At 70.2% G+C, this 16,184-nt stretch carries 13 protein-coding genes and 1 tRNA gene; 7 read left to right on the top strand and 7 right to left on the bottom strand.

Annotation, left to right across the window (positions count from 1 at the left end; all coding sequences use genetic code 11):
* Both ABZY89_RS15005 and ABZY89_RS15000 read right to left on the bottom strand, forming a co-directional pair.
* The gene (locus tag ABZY89_RS15005; RefSeq protein WP_355228342.1) at window positions 1–762 is read right to left on the bottom strand and encodes an FkbM family methyltransferase; all 762 of its coding nucleotides are present in this window, start codon (window positions 760–762) and stop codon (window positions 1–3) included.
* 145 nt (window positions 763–907) lie between these two features.
* Complete coding sequence (locus ABZY89_RS15000; protein ID WP_355228340.1) at window positions 908–1,666, bottom strand: thioredoxin domain-containing protein; 759 nt, start codon at window positions 1,664–1,666, stop codon at window positions 908–910.
* Window positions 1,667–1,791: 125 nt separating this feature from the next.
* Between ABZY89_RS15000 and orn the strand changes: the two genes are divergently transcribed.
* Both orn and ABZY89_RS14990 read left to right on the top strand, forming a co-directional pair.
* Window positions 1,792–2,439, top strand: a complete 648-nt coding sequence (orn, locus tag ABZY89_RS14995) for an oligoribonuclease (RefSeq protein WP_355228441.1) — start codon at window positions 1,792–1,794, stop codon at window positions 2,437–2,439.
* A 48-nt stretch (window positions 2,440–2,487) separates the two neighbouring features.
* Window positions 2,488–2,563, top strand: a tRNA-His gene (locus tag ABZY89_RS14990).
* Window positions 2,564–2,627: 64 nt separating this feature from the next.
* Here ABZY89_RS14990 and ABZY89_RS14985 read toward each other — a convergent pair.
* Complete coding sequence (locus tag ABZY89_RS14985; protein ID WP_355228339.1) at window positions 2,628–3,509, bottom strand: virginiamycin B lyase; 882 nt, start codon at window positions 3,507–3,509, stop codon at window positions 2,628–2,630.
* A gap of 116 nt (window positions 3,510–3,625) precedes the next feature.
* Here ABZY89_RS14985 and ABZY89_RS14980 point away from each other — a divergent pair, with 116 nt between their 5' ends.
* Window positions 3,626–4,519 (top strand): bifunctional helix-turn-helix transcriptional regulator/GNAT family N-acetyltransferase, encoded by an 894-nt coding sequence (locus tag ABZY89_RS14980; RefSeq protein ID WP_355228337.1) that lies wholly within the window; start codon window positions 3,626–3,628, stop codon window positions 4,517–4,519.
* Here the strand turns inward: ABZY89_RS14980 and ABZY89_RS14975 are convergent.
* Both ABZY89_RS14975 and ABZY89_RS14970 read right to left on the bottom strand, forming a co-directional pair.
* On the bottom strand, window positions 4,516–5,352 hold the full coding sequence (locus tag ABZY89_RS14975; protein ID WP_355228335.1) for a ribokinase: 837 nt from the start codon (window positions 5,350–5,352) through the stop codon (window positions 4,516–4,518). The two genes, ABZY89_RS14980 and ABZY89_RS14975, sit on opposite strands and share 4 nt — an antisense overlap.
* Window positions 5,353–5,357: 5 nt before the next feature.
* Window positions 5,358–7,727: a phosphoribosyltransferase domain-containing protein gene (locus tag ABZY89_RS14970; protein WP_355228333.1), complete on the bottom strand. Its 2,370-nt coding sequence runs from the start codon at window positions 7,725–7,727 to the stop codon at window positions 5,358–5,360.
* A gap of 137 nt (window positions 7,728–7,864) precedes the next feature.
* On the opposite strand from ABZY89_RS14970, the gene ABZY89_RS14965 reads away from it, so the two are divergent.
* Together ABZY89_RS14965 and ABZY89_RS14960 are read left to right on the top strand one after the other, a co-directional pair.
* A complete protein-coding gene (locus ABZY89_RS14965; protein ID WP_355228331.1) occupies window positions 7,865–9,352 on the top strand; it encodes a cellulase family glycosylhydrolase in 1,488 nt (495 codons plus the stop codon).
* A 55-nt stretch (window positions 9,353–9,407) separates the two neighbouring features.
* Window positions 9,408–9,983: a TerD family protein gene (locus ABZY89_RS14960; protein WP_355018265.1), complete on the top strand. Its 576-nt coding sequence runs from the start codon at window positions 9,408–9,410 to the stop codon at window positions 9,981–9,983.
* A gap of 15 nt (window positions 9,984–9,998) precedes the next feature.
* Here ABZY89_RS14960 and ABZY89_RS14955 read toward each other — a convergent pair whose 3' ends face one another.
* A complete protein-coding gene (locus ABZY89_RS14955; RefSeq protein WP_355228329.1) occupies window positions 9,999–10,778 on the bottom strand; it encodes a cobalt transporter in 780 nt (259 codons plus the stop codon).
* A gap of 219 nt (window positions 10,779–10,997) precedes the next feature.
* Between ABZY89_RS14955 and ABZY89_RS14950 the strand changes: the two genes are divergently transcribed.
* Both ABZY89_RS14950 and ABZY89_RS14945 read left to right on the top strand, forming a co-directional pair.
* The gene (locus ABZY89_RS14950; protein WP_355228327.1) at window positions 10,998–15,242 is read left to right on the top strand and encodes a LamG-like jellyroll fold domain-containing protein; all 4,245 of its coding nucleotides are present in this window, start codon (window positions 10,998–11,000) and stop codon (window positions 15,240–15,242) included.
* Window positions 15,242–15,904: a hypothetical protein gene (locus tag ABZY89_RS14945; RefSeq protein WP_355228325.1), complete on the top strand. Its 663-nt coding sequence runs from the start codon at window positions 15,242–15,244 to the stop codon at window positions 15,902–15,904. The genes ABZY89_RS14950 and ABZY89_RS14945 overlap by 1 nt, the downstream gene beginning before the upstream one ends.
* Here ABZY89_RS14945 and ABZY89_RS14940 read toward each other — a convergent pair.
* Window positions 15,885–16,160 (bottom strand): hypothetical protein, encoded by a 276-nt coding sequence (locus tag ABZY89_RS14940; RefSeq protein ID WP_160024995.1) that lies wholly within the window; start codon window positions 16,158–16,160, stop codon window positions 15,885–15,887. The two genes, ABZY89_RS14945 and ABZY89_RS14940, sit on opposite strands and share 20 nt — an antisense overlap.
* Between the last annotated feature and the right edge of the window lie 24 nt (window positions 16,161–16,184).

The following is a 16,184-nucleotide window of genomic DNA, read 5'->3' as shown; positions in this document are numbered from 1 at the left end:
TTATCGCTGTTCAGCGGCCAGTGCCGGGCTCAGGACAAGACAGTCCTGGCGATGCAGCGCCGGATCGTCGAGAAGCTCCTCCACGGCGACCCGTGCGCCCGGCAACCGCCGCAGCGAGTCGGTCTCCTTCTCCCTCAGGAACACGTCGCGCGTCCGGCCCAGCTCGGCGAGGTAGCCACGGTCCATGTGCTCGATCTCGAGCATCAGCGCCCAGTGGGCAGTGCCGGCCAGCGACTGCGCCGCGCCGTCGACGACCTCGCGCTCGAAACCCTCGACATCCACCTTCACGCAGAACGAGCGCCCCGACCCGCCGAGCACCTCGTCGAGCGTGGTGACCTCGACGTCGCGGAGCTGCCAGCGCGCCGAGCCGTCGTGGCGCTGGTCGTACAGCGACGACGTCCCCGACCAGGTCCGGTCGACCGCGAACCGCGCTGTGCCGGGCTTGTCGGCGACGGCCTGCGCCCGCAGGTCGATCGCGATCCCTCGGGCGTGAAGGGTCTTGCGCAGGACCTTGTGCAGCGAGGTGTTCGGCTCGAACCCGATCAGCTCCACCCCCGCGGGGAGATCCACGCCGACGAGCATCTCGCCGTAGTTCACGCCGATGTCGATCACGGTCCGCCACTCGTGCAGCCCGAGCGCCAACCGCCACAGCTCCAGCGAGCCACGGATGATCCGCCCCTTGTTGGCGATCAGGCCGAGAGCCCGCGGATCGGTCGGCTTCACATAGATCCGATGGCCTTGTTCGGTCGTCGCGTACGCCATCTCGAGCACCTTCGCGTAGGGGTCTTCGGCCCAGCCGCCCTTGGCTGTCGCCGAACCGTAAGCCCGCTACCGAAACGGCAGCCGAACCCTGGGCAACGCGGATCGGACCACGAGCGAGAGGTACGCCACCCAGCCCGGGACCGGGTCAGGAGATCTGCTCGACCAGGTTCGCGGCGACCTCCTCCATGGTGTTGCCCTCCAGGAACTGCTCCCCGTCGAGCAGGATGGTCGGAGTCCCTTGGACACCGTCCGCGGTGGCAGCCGCAGTGGCGGCGTCGGCCCAGGCCTTGCCGTCGAGGCTCTCGATGCGGTCCTTGACCGCGGACTCCTCAGCACCGGCCTCGACAGCCAGGTCGACGAGATCGGCAGCGTCGGGGAACGGGCCGGACTCGCTGGGCTGGTTCTCGAAGAGCAGGTCGTGGAACTTCTTGGCGACCTGGTTGCCGGCCTCCTCCTGGACGACCGCGAAGCTCGAGGTGGCCAGCTCGGAGTAGGGACCGAACCGGTCGAGGAGGACGAACGGGCGGTAGTCGACCTGAACCTTGCCCTCAGCGGCCAGCTCGGCGAGATCCTCACCGGACGCTGCCTCGAAGTCACCGCACACGGGGCACAGGAAGTCCTCGTAGATGACGACCTTGCGGGGCGCGTCGTCGGGACCGATGACCAGGCCGTGCTCGCTGCTGCCGGCCTCGGGCGCGGTGATCTCGTCACCACCGGACCGGTTCAGGCTGAACCAGACGAGGCCACCGATGATCACCGCGATGGCGACGACGACCGCCGCGACGGTGAGGATCGACTTGCGGGCCTGCTTCTTGCGCAGAGCCTCCAGCTCCGCGGCGGCCTTGGCAGCGCGTGCCTCACGCTTCTCCTTGCGCGAGGGGCTGCTGGCTGAATCCGTGCTCATGGAGCCAACATAGGCCGGTCTCCTGAGCGCAGGCTGAAACCACGCCATGGGAACCGTTATCACATCGTCGCCTATCCCTCCGCGAAGCCGTCGACCAGCGGCGTTATGGTGCTCCGGTGGCTTCACTGAACGAACGTCTGGTCTGGATCGACTGCGAGATGACCGGGCTGTCCCTCGAGCACGATGCGCTCATCGAGGTGGCAGCCCTCGTCACCGACTTCGATCTCAACGTGCTCGGCGACGGGGTCGACATCATCATCAAGCCCCCGGCCGAGGCGCTGGAGCAGATGGACGACTTCGTACGCGACATGCACACCAAGTCCGGCCTGCTGGTCGAGCTCGAGAACGGTGTGCCGATGCGGGAGGCGGAGGAGCAGGTCCTGGCGTACGTCTGGGAGCACTGCGGCAAGGACTCTCGGCCGCCGCTGGGCGGCAACACGGTGGCCACCGACCGCAACTTCCTGGCCCGCGACATGCCCGAGCTGGAGGGCTTCCTCCACTACCGCAACGTCGACGTCTCCTCGATCAAGGAGCTGTCGCGCCGCTGGTTCCCGCGGGCCTACTTCTCGGCTCCTCCCAAGCGCGGCAACCACCGTGCGCTGGCGGACATCCAGGAGTCGATCGAGGAGCTTCGCTACTACCGCGAGGCGGTCTTCGTGCCGATGCCCGGCCCGGACTCCGAGGTGGCGAAAGAGATCGCCGGCCGGCACGGAGCCTCGATCACCGGCCTCGGCGACCCGGTGGCCACCCCCGATTCCACAGATCCGGCCTGATTCCCCTATGATTCTTGCTGGCTCGAACATGCGCTGTTCGAGCCGATGGTGGGCGTAGCTCAGCTGGTAGAGCATCGCGTTGTGGTCGCGAGGGTCGCGGGTTCAAGCCCCGTCGCTCACCCCATATGGCGAGGTTCAAACCTCCACCAGAGGGACAACCTCTGGAGGTTTGAACCTCGCCCTTTCATCTATGTGAGCGTGACGCGAGCCAGCGCACCGTGCTCGAGGGCGACCCAGAGCGCGCCGTCCGACCCGATGGTGAGCCCATGAGGCTCGGAGTTCGGGGTCGGCAGCGCGACGGACTCGATGACCCCGGCCGTGGTGATCGACCCGACTCGGTTGCCACCCCATTCGGAGAACCAGAGCTCGTCGGCCCCAGCGACGATCGCATGCGGGCGCGCGCCGCGGTCGGGCAAGGGATGCTCGGTGATCTTTCCATCGACGGTGATGCGGCCGATCTGGCCAGCCGCGATCTCGACGAACCAGAGCGCGCCGTCGCGGCCGAGCGTGATGCCGACCGGTGCCGCGTCGGGAGTGGGGAGCTCGTGCACGGTCACCTCGCCGTGCAGGTCGATCCGGCCTATCGCGTTGGCCTGGTTCATTGTGAACCACAGCGCCTCGTCCGGGCCGGCCACGATCGCCGATGGGAACGCCTCGGTGATCGGGAGCGGAAGCTCGGTGACCGTGCCGTCGGCGGTGATGCGTCCGATGGAGTCCGTCGTGGTCGCGGTGAACCACATCGCGCCGTCCGGACCAGCCGCGATCCCGTACGGCCCACACTCCGGCAACGCGTACTCGCTCACCTCGCCGTCGACCGTGATCCGGCCGATCCGGTGGGCGCGATACTCGGTGAACCACAGCGCGCCATCCGGCCCTGGCGCGATGATCGTCGGGCCGCAGTCGGACGCCAGCTGGAACGTGGCGGCAGACTCTCCCGGAACGAGGCGGCCGATCTCACCACTGCCCTCCAGGGTGAACCAGAGCGCATCGTCCGGACCTGCGGCGATGGCGTACGGGCCACGGCCCGGCACTGGATGCTCGGTGATGCGGCCAGGCTGTTCGGGTGTCATAGAGGCCCTTCTCCGTTCGGCTTCGGCGCACCCACTCTCGCCCGGCGACGAGGCCGGAACAACTACTTTTCGGGCCATTCTTGGAATCCGAGATTTATCTGACTAAAGTCAGGTATATGACAGTGGACACCTCGGTGATGCGCAAGTTCAACATGAGCTACGTCCGTCGGGTGGGAGCGCTCGAAGACTCCTTCCTCGGCAGTGGTCTCCCCTATGGCACGGCCCGGATCCTCTACGAGATCGGACTCGCCGCCTCGGACTCCGATTCCGCCACTACCGTGCAGGACCTCAGGACCCGCCTCGGCAACCTCGACTCCGGCTACGTCAGCCGGATGCTGCGGACGCTGGAGAGCAAGGGGTACGTCGCGATGGACCGCGACCCCTCCGACGGCCGGCGCCGGTTGGTGGCGCTCACCGAGGACGGCCTCAAGCAGTGGGACGACCTCGAGCGCCGCTCCGAGGAGCGCGCCCACCTGCTGCTCGATCCGCTCACCCAGCGGCAGCGCGACCGTCTCAACGAGGCGCTGGCGACGGCCGACCTGCTGGTGCGGGCCGCCACGATCACCATCGAGCAGGTGGACCCGCGCGACCCGATGGCCCAGGAGGCGATGGGCCACTACTTCGCCGAGATCGGCGACCGCTTCGGATTCACCGTCGGCGACGAGGGCTTCGGCGACGACCCCTCCCTGCGTGCGCCCCACGGCGCCTTCTTCGTGGCCGCCAGCGACGGCGCCCCGGTCGCCTCCGGCGCGGTCCGCGAGTTCGACGGCACCGGCGAGATCAAGCGGATGTGGGTCGATCCCGCGTGGCGCGGCGCGGGCCTCGGCTCACGCCTGCTGCGCCACTTGGAGGCCGAGGCGCTGCGACTGGGCCACCGGGTCGTACGCCTCGACACCCGCGACGTCCTCAGCGAGGCGATCGGGATGTACGAGCGGGCCGGCTACGAGCGCGTCGACCGCTACAACGACAATCCCCACGCCACCCACTTCTTCCGCAAAGAGTTGGGCTAGACGTACGTCTCCAACGGGCCCAGCGGCGGCTGGGCGCTGGGGTGCGCGACCGCGGCGGCGCCGACCGCGCAGGCCGTACCCAGTGCCTGCTCGTCCGGTGCGCCGGCCTGGATCGCCAGGGTGAGCGCAGCGGAGAACGCGTCGCCGGCGCCGACGGTGTTGACCACGTCCGGCGCCGGCACGGCGGGGACGCGAGCGGTCTCGGTGCCCTCGGTGATCATGGCCGCACCCGAGGCGCCATAGGTCACCGCGACCCGCCGGGCCGCGCGCAGCTCGGGCATCGCGGCGTACTCCGTCTCGTTGACGATGAACAGGTCGACCCGCTCGACGAGGTCGGCCGGGAGGGGCTGGGCGGGAGCGGCGTTGAGCGCGACGAACCCCGGCGCCCGCGCGGCGACGGCGCGGATCACCTCCAGGGACAGCTCGAGCTGCATCAGCACGGCCTCGTCCGCCCCGACCGAGATCCCGTCGGCGCCGACCGACGCGTTGGCGCCACCGCACACCACGATCTGGTTCTCCCCCGCCGCGTCGACGGCGATCAGCGCCGTGCCGGTCGGCGAGTCGGTGATGCAGACCCCGGCGACGTCGACCCCGGCAGCCCGGATCGTCTCGACCGCCCAGGCACCGTCGGCGTCGGAGCCGACCGCGCCGACCATCCGTACCCGCGCCCCCAGCCGGCTCGCCGCGACGGCCTGGTTGGCACCCTTCCCGCCGACGTCACGGCGCAGCCGACCACCACCGACGGTCTCCCCGGCGCCGGGCAACCGCTCGACGAGCGCCGTCAGGTCGACGTTGATGCTCCCGACGACGACCAGGTCCTGTGGCGGGCGCACCGGCATCAGGGACGTACGAGACCGATGCAGGAGTAGGGCAGGCCGGAGATGCGATCCACCGGGACGTCGCGCGCCTCGGCGAGCTTCTTGACGGGGCCGAGGTCGGTGTCGTGGGCCGGGTCCACCAGGATCTTCGCCGGCTCGCCGTGCAGGAGCAGCCGGAGGGTCTCGTCGACGCCGGCCTGGACGAGGCTGACGTCACCGTCCGCGAACTTCTCCGCGACCTCCTCGACCGCGTCCCAGCCCACCCATGTGGGCGTGTGGTCGCCGCCGAGGTGGGCACCGAGGTCGAGCATCACCTTGGTGCGCACGATCGGGAAGCGGGCCGCGACGGTGTCGATGAACTTCTTGGACACGTCGGCCGGAGCCAGGTCGGCGTGGAATACCGCGCCATGGAAGTCGTTGGGGCTGACCCGGTCGTCGTCGATGACGGGGCGCGAGACGAGGCCCGAGACGGTCGAGCCGAGGGATGCCGACGGGATCAGGTAGTCCTCACGGGTGCCGTAGACCGCCACGCTCCGGCCCGGGTCCGCGAGGACCGCGAGCTCCGGGGAGAACGGCGAGGCCAGATGGGCGTCGAGCGTCGAGTTGGCCTTCTCGACCGAGGCCGCCAGCTCGCGGGCGATCGCGCCCGTGCCGGTCCACCCGTCCACGAACATCACCTGGGCGGGGTCGTGGTGGGCGGCGAGATAGGCGAGCGCGGTCTGGTCGATGCCACGACCGCGGATCATCGAGATCGCGTAGTGGGGCAGGTCGAGCCCGTGCACGCGCTGCGCCCAGCGCCGCATCAGCACCCCGATGGGGATGCCGGCACGCACCAGGGAGACCAGCACGGCGTCCTGCCCGCGCCTGGCCAGCACCTGCTCGGTGACCAGGCCGATGGCGTACGCGACCCGCTGAGCCGATGCGGTCAGGGCCTCGTCGAAGAGCTCCCGGTGAGCCTCCGCGTGCTCCTTGGCCGGCGCCTCGGACGTGTCGGCGGACAGATCCTTGAGCAGCCAGGCGACGTCGTCGCGGTCGTAGGAGCCGAAGGCCGGCCCGTGGAGAGGAGCGGGCAGCTGCCGGGCCGGCTGGTCGTGGCGCGGCTCCGGGGTGTACGCCGGGATGGTCACGACCACGACCCGCGGCGCGAGCCGGGCGAGCTGGTCGACCAGGCCGCCCTCCTCGTGCAGCGCGGGGGTGTCGCCCGGCTCGTCGACCACCAGCACGATCGTCTCGAACGCGCCCTCACGCAGGTTGTAGGCGTAGCGCGGCCCGTCGCCGTCGGCCGGGGCGTCGTGGGACGGGAAGGTGATCGCGGTGCGGATCGCGTAGCCCGGGTCGTCGACGTCGAGCACCGGCGACCGCGTCGTCGTCGAGTAGGTGATCTCGTGGCGCCGGCCCTCGGCCGCGCGCCGGTCCGCCAGCGCGGAGGCGATGCGCAGGGGTGCGTACATCAGCTCCTCGGTGCCGAGGACGTGCACCGGGCCGTCGGGGATACGGCCGGCGACCGCCGCGGCGGTCACCGTGACGGCCGACTCGTAGGAGCCGGAGGCGCTGGCTGTGAAGCCGTGGCGGCCACCCTCCGGGACGGCGCGTGGCCAGGTGGCGACGACCTGGACGACCTCGCCGCGCGGACGCCGGTTCGGCTCGACGCCGGCCAGCTGGCGGAGGTTCTCGACGGTGTCGATGAGCCGGTTGCCGTTGTCGGCGAGGTCCTCGGGCAGCTCGATCTCGCCGCTCGCGAGGGAGACCACGTCCAAGGTCGCGCGCAGCCGCTTGATCGAGCGTTCCATCCGGCCGCGGTCGGCCTCCGAGCGCAGGTCGACGAGCGCGGCCACGACGTAGTGCTTGTGCGGGAACTTCTTGTGCAGGGCGCGGATGGTGTTGACGACGGTCTTGCCGGTGATGACCTCGTCGTCGACCAGCACCAGGGTCTCGGCACGGGCGAGGAAAGCCGGGTCGGCGGGGAGCAGCCGGTGGGCGGTCGCGTGCGAGTGCTCCTCGAAGAAGTCGGCGACGGACTCGATACCGTCGACGACCCGGCGGGTGGAGTGCAGGTAGGGCGCTCCGAGGGCGTCGGCGACGAGATGGCCGAGCGCGGTCGCGGTCTCGGCGTAGCCGAGGACCACCGCGTCACCGGTGGCCGCGGCGCGCGCCTTGGCCCCCAGGCGCAGCCCGGCGTCGGTCACCAGCCGCGGGTCGGTCGGGATGTGCTTCCCGAGGACTGAGGAGACCAGGAGCTGCGCCCGGCGGGGGTTGCGTCGCACCGCCAGTCCGACCAGATCGGTGAGCATCATCCCGCTCGGCGCGTCGGTCGTCCGCAGTCGCACGCCCAGACGTTCGGCCACCCAGGTGCCTGACCAGCCGCTCGCTTCGTCTCTCACAGGTGACATTCTCCCCCAATGCTCCTCGTCTGACTCAACCGCACGTAGGGCACCCATGTCCACTGCAGACCCCGTCCTGGCGGGCGATACGTCCAGAATGAGAACACGTTCTTGTCGGTGGTGGCGGGGACCAATAGGTTCCGGACATGCCTCGTCGCTCGGGAAGCTTCGGAATAGTGGCCGCCGCGGCGGCCGTGCTCGCCTTCGGGACCTCGCTGCTGAGCCCGGTCGGGCCTGCCGGCGCGGACCCGGCGGAGGCTGATCCAACGAAGGGGGCCCAACGTCTGTCCCGGGAGGGGCGCTGGCTGGTCGACCAGCACGGCCGGATCGTGCTGGTGCACGGGCAGAACCTGGTCTGGAAGCACGATCCGTACGTCCCACCCGACTCACCCGAGGGCTTCACCGCGGCCGATGCGGAATGGCTGGCGGAGCACGGCTTCAACGGTGCCCGGATCGGCACCCTGTGGGCGGGCGTGACCCCGGACGCCCCCGGGCAGGTCGACGAGGACTACCTCGACGACTGGCAGCGGGTGATCGACCTGCTCGCCGACAAGGGCATCTGGATGCAGTACGACTTCCACCAGGACATGTGGCACGAGACCTACGGCGGCGAGGGCGTACCCGACTGGGCGGCGAAACGGCCGGCGCCCTACAACCTGCACCCGCCGATCAAGCTGTCCTTCCCGGCGACGTACATCACGCCCGAGCTGGCCACCGTCTACGACAACTTCTGGGCGAACAAGAACGGTGTGCAGGACGGCTGGGCCGCGGCCTGGGGTGCGGTCGCGCAGCGGTGGGGCGACCAGCCCTACTCGATGGGCTACGACCTCATCAACGAGCCGTGGGCGGGCCGGGAGTGGCTGACCTGCCCGATCACCGGGTGCGCGAGCTCCTACCGGAACGAGTTCCAGCCGGCGTACGAGAGGGCGACGGCGGCGATCCGCCGCTCCGACCCCGACGGGATCGTCTGGTACGAGTCGCAGCTGCTCGCCAACCAGGTCCCCAACTCGAGCTTCGGTCCGGCCAACGACGACCAGGTCGGCTACTCCTGGCACAGCTACTGCCCCTACGGCTACCTCGACTCCCAGGGCATCCCGATCGGGGTCAGCGGCTGCAAGGACTACGACGAGACGCACAACCTCAAGGCGCTCGAGCAGGCCGAGACGATGGGCGCGACCAACCTGATGTCGGAGTTCGGCGCGACCGACAACACCGAGCTGCTGGCCATCGACACCGCCTCGGCCGACGACCACTTCACCTCCTGGATGCACTGGGCCTACAAGCACTGGGACGACCCGACCACCGCCGACGGCGCGCAGGGGATGTTCGCAGACGACGCCGATCTCTCGACGGTGAAGTCCGAGAAGCTGCGTACGCTGGTCCGCACCTACCCGCAGGCCACGGCCGGCACCCCGGTCGACCTCTCCTTCGACCCCGCCACCGGCGCGTTCAGCTACACCTACGAGCCGTCCGCGGAGATCGACGAGCCGACCGAGATCTTCGTGAGCCCGATCCACTACCCCGACGGGCCCGACATCGCCGTCGAGGGCGGCCGGGTCGTCGGCGAGGCCGAGCACAACCGGATCCTGGTCGAGGCGACCGGAACCGAGCCGGTGACCGTCACGATTGACTAGGGTGGTGGTGTCCCGCCCGCTCCGGCCCGCGTCGGTCCAGCCCTCGGAGGATCAGTTGTCCGTCTCGCTCGCCAAGGGACAGTCGGTCTCGCTCACCACCGGTGACGGCAGCAGCATGACGCACGTACGCATAGCGCTCGGTTGGGACGCGGTCAGACAGGGTCTCTTCGGCGGGTTCCGTGGCGCCGACGTCGACATGGATGCCTCCGCGATCCTCTACGACGCTGCCGGCGGCCACCTCGACCAGGCCTGGTTCCGGCAGCTGAAGTCCAGGGACGGCGCCGTCGTCCACACCGGCGACAACCGCACCGGTGCCGGCGAGGGCGACGACGAGTCGATCATCGTCCACCTCGACCGCGTGCCCGCCGAGGTCGCGCAGATCGTGTTCACGATCAACTCCTTCACCGGACAGAGCTTCGCCCAGATCCAGAACGCGTTCTGCCGGCTGGTCGACGAGAACACCCACACCGAGATCGCCCGCTTCGACGTGAGCCAGACCGGCCCGCACACCGCGGAGATCATGGCCAAGGTCAGCCGTCAGGACGGTGGCTGGGCGATGACCGCGCTCGGCGAGATCGGCAACGGGCGTACGTTCCAGGACCTGCTGCCCTCGATCGCCCCGACACTCTGAGCAGTGAGGTCGCGGTCAGCCGAGTGAGCCGACGCCGACAACGGTGAGGCCGGCGCCGAGGACCGTGACGCCGAGCGCGGCCAGGATCGGGGTGACCTTCGCCGCGACCTGGAGGTAGGTCTTCGACTCGGCGACGCGGACGACGAGGTTGTTGCCGGCCAGGGCCAGCAGGCCGACGCCGAACAGGATCGTCGCGATGCCCAGGCCGAAGGTGATCACCAGCAGCAGCGCGAACGCCGAGCGGCCGGCGAACAGGCCGGTCACCAGGACCAGGAAGGCGCCCGGGGACGGGGTCAGGCCACCGGAGATGCCGAGCAGGACGATGCCGGGGCGACGTACGCGTGACTGGCCGTGACCGTGCCCGCCCGAGTGGCCATGTGAGTGCCCGTGGGAATGCCCGTGCCCGGTGCCCGAGCGGGCAGCGCGCCAGTGCCGGCGCAGCAGCCAGAGCCCGGTGCCGATGATCAGCACCCCGGCGACGATCTGCAGCCCGGCGGTGAGGTTCTCCAGGCGTACGAGATCCGAGAGCGAGAAGAACGCCCACGCCACCGCGATGACCAGGACCGAGAAGGTGTGCATCACCGCCACCGAGCCGCCCAGCCAGGCCGCGTCGCGCACCCGGCCCTCCGCGCCGATCAGGTACGCCGCCGCCAGGGTCTTGCCGTGGCCCGGCGCGATCGCGTGCGCCGCGCCGGCGGCGAAGGCGAGCACGAAGGCGGCCGCGGCGATGCCGGGCTCGTCCAGATAGCCCTGCACCCGCTCGACCAGGGCCGCCGCGCCTAACCAGTCGCCCATCAAGAAATCGTCCATGTCAGGCGCAAACGATGGCACAGAGTTTCGTCCCCGGATACGGCTGAGGCAAGCGTTTACCAACCGGACAGACGGGCGTCAACAGCGGCGCTCGGCCACGTTCACCGGATCTCAGGATCCTCGTCCAATGGCCGGGCGTGTGCCTCGGCCGTTCGGCACCTCGGGCGATGCCGCACGTCATGCCGCACGACCCCAAGGAGCATCGTGTTCGCACCAACGAGTGCCAGCCTCGCCAGACCCGGACGTAGGCGACTGGTCGCCGTTGCCGCCGGTCTGGCCCTCGCCGGCGGTGTCATCGCCGCCCTGCCCGGTGACGCCGTCGCCTCCGCCAGCGCGTCGACCTACACCTCCGTCGGCGCACCGCTGACCGGCCCGCCGCGCGCCGCGCTGGCGACCGTGGACGCGCCGACACCCGACGTACTCGACATCGACTTCGAGGGCGGCGCGCCGCACGAGCGCGCCCAGTCGCTCGAGCCGCGCACCTGGGGTGCGCCGACGTACGGCACCGACGACACCCTCGCCGAGCCGCCGACCGATGTCATGACCGTCGACGGCACCGACGACGCGGTCTCCGTCGAGCACGACCCGTGGGCCGACCTGCAGCAGGGCTTCACCATCGAGTGCGTCTTCCGGGTCGAGACCACGCTGCCCACCACCAACGAGAAGGACCTCTGCTCCAACAAGGAGGCGGGCGGCTACTCGGTCTACGTGACCGGCTCCAACCTGGGCACGATGGCCCACATCGGCGGCGGCTACAAGACGGTGCTGACCCCGATCACGGCCAACCGCTGGTACCACGTGCTCTCGGTCTGGGACGGCCAGACGCTGAGCCTGTACGTCAACGGCACCAAGGCCGGCTCGACCGCCGCCACCGGCGCGCTGCAGGCCCCGGCCGCGACCTCGCGCCGCTTCGTGGTCGGCGCCGACTCGGCTCCCACCGGGATCGGCCAGCCGGCGCCGCCCGCCTCGTTCGCCGCTGCCTCCCTCTTCGCCCGGGCGGTGACCGATGCCGAGGCCGCGGCGCTGGCCGGCTCCTACGACACCGCTCCCCCGGTGCCGGCCGCGGACGTGCTCGACGTCGACTTCGACGACGGCACCCCGGCCGACGACACCGGTCGCGCCGTGACCCCGGTCGGGGAGCCAGTGATCTCCGACGACACCGCGCTGGACGCGAAGGTCGCCTCCTTCGACGGGGCCAACGACGCGTACGCCTATGCGATGGGCTCCTCAGCCTGGGGCCAGATCGACGAGCAGGTCTCCATCGAGTGCACCTTCAAGGACAACGGCATCTTCCCGAACGGGACCGAGCACTCGATCTGCTCGGAGAAGGAGGGCGGCGGCTACTCGATCGTCGTCTACAGCGGCAAGCTGACCTTCGCGGTCCACGCCGGCGGTGCCTACCGCAACGCCCAGGTCGAGATCGAGTCCGGCCGCTGGTACCACGCCGTCGGCACCTGGGACGGCTCGACCGCCCGCCTGTACGTCGACGGCGCTTTGGCCGCCTCGATCGCCGCTCCCGCCCCGCTGACCCGTCCCGGTGGCAACGCCCTCAACTCCTTCTACGTCGGGGCCGACTCGGTCAACCAGTTCTGGTCGCCGGTCACCGTACGCACCGCGCGGATCTTCACCGACGTGCTCACGGCCGACCAGGCCAACGCCCTCAACGTGGCCGCGCTCGGTGACGTACGCGACGCCGGAGTGGTCGTCAACGGCACCACCCCCGCGGCCGGTTCGCACATCACCACGCCGACCGAGTTCGCCGTCGACATCACCAACCAGGGCAACGCCTCCGGCTGGACGTACACGCTCGACGGCGACCCGATCCTGCCCGGTCAGGAGATCGGCGCCGGCCTCGCTCGCGGCGAGCACACCATCGAGATCGCCGCGAAGGACGTCTTCGGACGTCCGGTCGCACACACCTCGACGTTCACCTCTGATGCCATCCCGACCGGCGGCGGCACCGACACCGGTCAGGGCAAGGGGAAGGTGACGCTCACCGCGATCGCCAACAGCCCCGACGGGTCGGACGTGACCACCACCTTCAAGGCGGCCTCCGCCTCGGGCGCCGACGGCGGCTTCCAGGGGGTCGTGCCGGTGCTCCCGAGCGCGCTCGAGTTCGACTACTCCTCCCCCGAGACGATCGCCGGGAACCAGAAGCCGGACGGGCAGACCACCGACAGCGTCTCGAGCAAGCTGATCCCGTTCCAGCGCTACGACGTCTCCGTCCCGGCCTCCGACTCGCGTCGCCACGTGGTCTGGACCGGCACGGCTGACCCGGCCCGCTCGGTCTCGCTGCGGGTGTGGAACACCGTCGAGAGCCGCTGGGACGAACTCGCCTCCGGCCGCGGAATCGCGGACGGCGACACCACGCTGCAGGGCCGCGCGCTCGCCGCCCACGTCGACAACGGCGTCGTGCACGTCCTGGTGACCGGCATCGACCCGTTCGCCGACGACCTCTCGCCGCGCGACGACTCGGCCGCCGATGACAAGGACCACTTCGAGAACCCCGACGACTACGACTTCTCCTTCGCCCACTTCACCGACACCCAGTACATCGCCGAGGGTGCGGCCGGCGGGACGTACGAGAACTTCAACGGGATCGAGGAGCCCTCGGACGTGCAGCTGGTCGAGGAGCAGGCGGTGTGGCAGCGGGCCTACCGAGCCGAGACCGAGTGGATCCGCGACAACGCCGACCAGCGCAAGATCGCGTTCACCTCCCACACCGGTGACGTGACCGAGAACGACACCAAGGACCCGCTGGCCACCGACGCCAACGGCAACCTGCTCTACCCGGGGCTCGACGAGCAGATCACCCGCGAGTTCGAGTTCACCTCGGACGCGCAGGGGATCCTCGACGAGGCGGGCGTGGTCAACCAGGTGGTCGCGGGCAACCACGACAACCAGGGTGGCCGCGAGACCGGTGCGCAGTCGCGGTTCAGCCGCTACTTCAGCCCGGAGCGCTACTACCAGGCAGCACAGGGATGGCCCGAGGGCGCGTCCTACCACGCCTGGGACGAGGTGACCGACGGCTCCGGCAATGTGGTCACGCCGGGCACGGACAACCAGAACAACTACGTGCTCTTCTCCGCCGGCGGGCTCGACTTCGTCGCCGTCGGTCTCTCCTACGGCGTCACTCCGGAGGAGGCGGACTGGGCGAGCGAGATCTTCGCGCGCTTCCCGGACCGCAACGGCATCCTGAGCACCCACGCCTACCTGGCGCCCTCCTCGGCTCCCGACGGGCGTGGGGCCAACTTCTCCACCGACGGCTCCCGGCTCTTCGACCAGGTCGTAGAGGCCAACCCCAACGTGTTCCTGGTCCTCGCCGGCCACGAGCACGGCGTCGGCACCAACCTCAAGCGCGGCATCGGCGCCACGGTCTCGCACAACGTCGTGGAGCTGCTCGCCGACTACCAGTTCTACAAGGTGACCGCCGGTGAGCTCTTCCCCGACTCGGTCGACGCGGCCGGCAACATCGACCTGAACGGCGACGGGACGGTGGACCACAAGTCGACCGACCTGCTGCAGTTCGGCGCCTCCTACCTGCGCCTGCTGCAGTTCGACACCGAGCGCGCGGAGATGTCGATCGACACCTACTCCCCGCACTTGGACGACTTCGGGGCGACGGAGTACGACGACCGGCACCGCTACAACGGCGCCGAGGACAACCTCACGCTCCCCGTGGACCTCTCCACCAGGCGTACGTCCTTCACGACCGATGCGCTGACCGTGGTCACCCCGACCGACACCGTGATCGGCACCGACACCGCGCGTTCGGGCTGGCCGGCGACGGCGGAGTGGGCCGGGCTGACCGAGGGCGAGGTGTACGCCTGGACCTCGACCTCACGCACCGGTGAAGCCCAGACGCTCGGCTCGATCGACCAGTTCGGCGGCGTCTTCCTGGCCACCGCGGCCGGCACCGACGCGACGCCGCCGGTGCTGACGGTCCCGGCCTCGACGACGATCGAGGTGGGCGCGGAGTTCGACCCGCTGGACGGGGTCAGCGCGACCGACAACACCGACGGCGACCTCACCGGCAGCATCCAGGTCTCCGGCAGCGTCGATGTGAACACGCCGGGCGCCTACCCGCTGACCTACACGGTCACCGACTCCAACGGCAACCAGGCCGTCGCCTCGCGCGCGGTCGTCGTGGAAGAAGCCGACACGCCCGAGCTGACCCCGGTCACGCTCACCGCGAAGGACGTCACGGTCCGCTTCGGGCGGGACCTGGTGTTGCGTACGTCGGTCGCGCCGCGCAGCGCCACCGGCACGGTGCAGTTCCTCATCGGTGAGGACGTCCTCTGCGAGGCGCGCGTCCGACGCGGCGGCGCCGAGTGCGAGGTCGACGTGCTGCCGCCGCCGGGCCGTCACCAGGTACAGGTCTTCTACCCGGGTGACGACACGCACGCACCGGCCACGACGGACCTCTCGCTGACGGTCAGGCAGCGTTAGTGGCTCGTCTCCTCCGGGCACTCGCGGTGGTCGCCGGCCTCGTGCTGGCGGCCACCGCGGCCGTGCCCGCCTCCGCTCATCCGTTCGGAGCCCCTCAGACCGCGACCATCGCCGGCACCACCGGCTCTCCCGAGGTGACCTGGCGGTTCGGGGCCACCGACGACATCGCCTACCTGGCGGTGCAGGTCGGGGCCCTGCCGCCGGACCGGATGACGCTCGACGGCGTCGTCCTCTACGAGCCCGGTGACGAGAAGGCGCTGGCGCGGTCGGAGGCCTACGCCGACTACGTGCTCGATCACATCCGGATCGAGGGCTGCGACGGGTCGGTCGAGGCGGGCGAGGATCTGATCGCCGACGGCACCACGGTCACCTTCGACTGCCCGTCACCGGCCTCGGCCACGAAGATCGAGATCGACATGATGACCGACCTGCATCCGGCGTACCAGACCCTTGCCTCGGGGCCGAACGGTCAGAAGGCGGCGTACGCAGGGACCACCCGCTCCCACGGCTGGTCCCTCGACGAGTCCCGGCCCGCGGCAACCGGCCTCAGCGCTCTGCTCCAACTCGGCGGCACCCTCGGCGCGATCGCGCTGGTCGGTGCCGGCGGGTGGTGGCTCGTGCGACGCCGCCGGCAGGCGGAAGCTAGCGCTTCAGCTTCTTGATCTCGTCCTTGGCGGCCTGCTGGGCGATCGCCTCGGCCTGGGCCTCCTCGCCGAAGACACCCTCGACCTTGGCCTTCTCGACCTTCTTGAACTGACGCAGCATGCTCCACGCGATCACCGCGACGGCGACGCAGAGCGCGATGAAGATGCCGAAGGCGGTCCAGCCCGCGACCACGTCCTCGTCCTGCGGCGGGGTGGGCTCAGGAGCGGGCTGGGAGGTGTGCAGTGTGTGCGTCGTCATCGGGAGGCCGGACATACCGACATTGTCTCACCCTCTCCT

Source organism: Nocardioides sp. NPDC006303, from assembly GCF_040613175.1.
In the GTDB taxonomy this organism is placed as follows: domain Bacteria; phylum Actinomycetota; class Actinomycetes; order Propionibacteriales; family Nocardioidaceae; genus Nocardioides.
The sequence above is the reverse complement of the archived record's forward strand: the minus strand, read 5'-3'. Positions and strand labels throughout refer to the sequence as shown.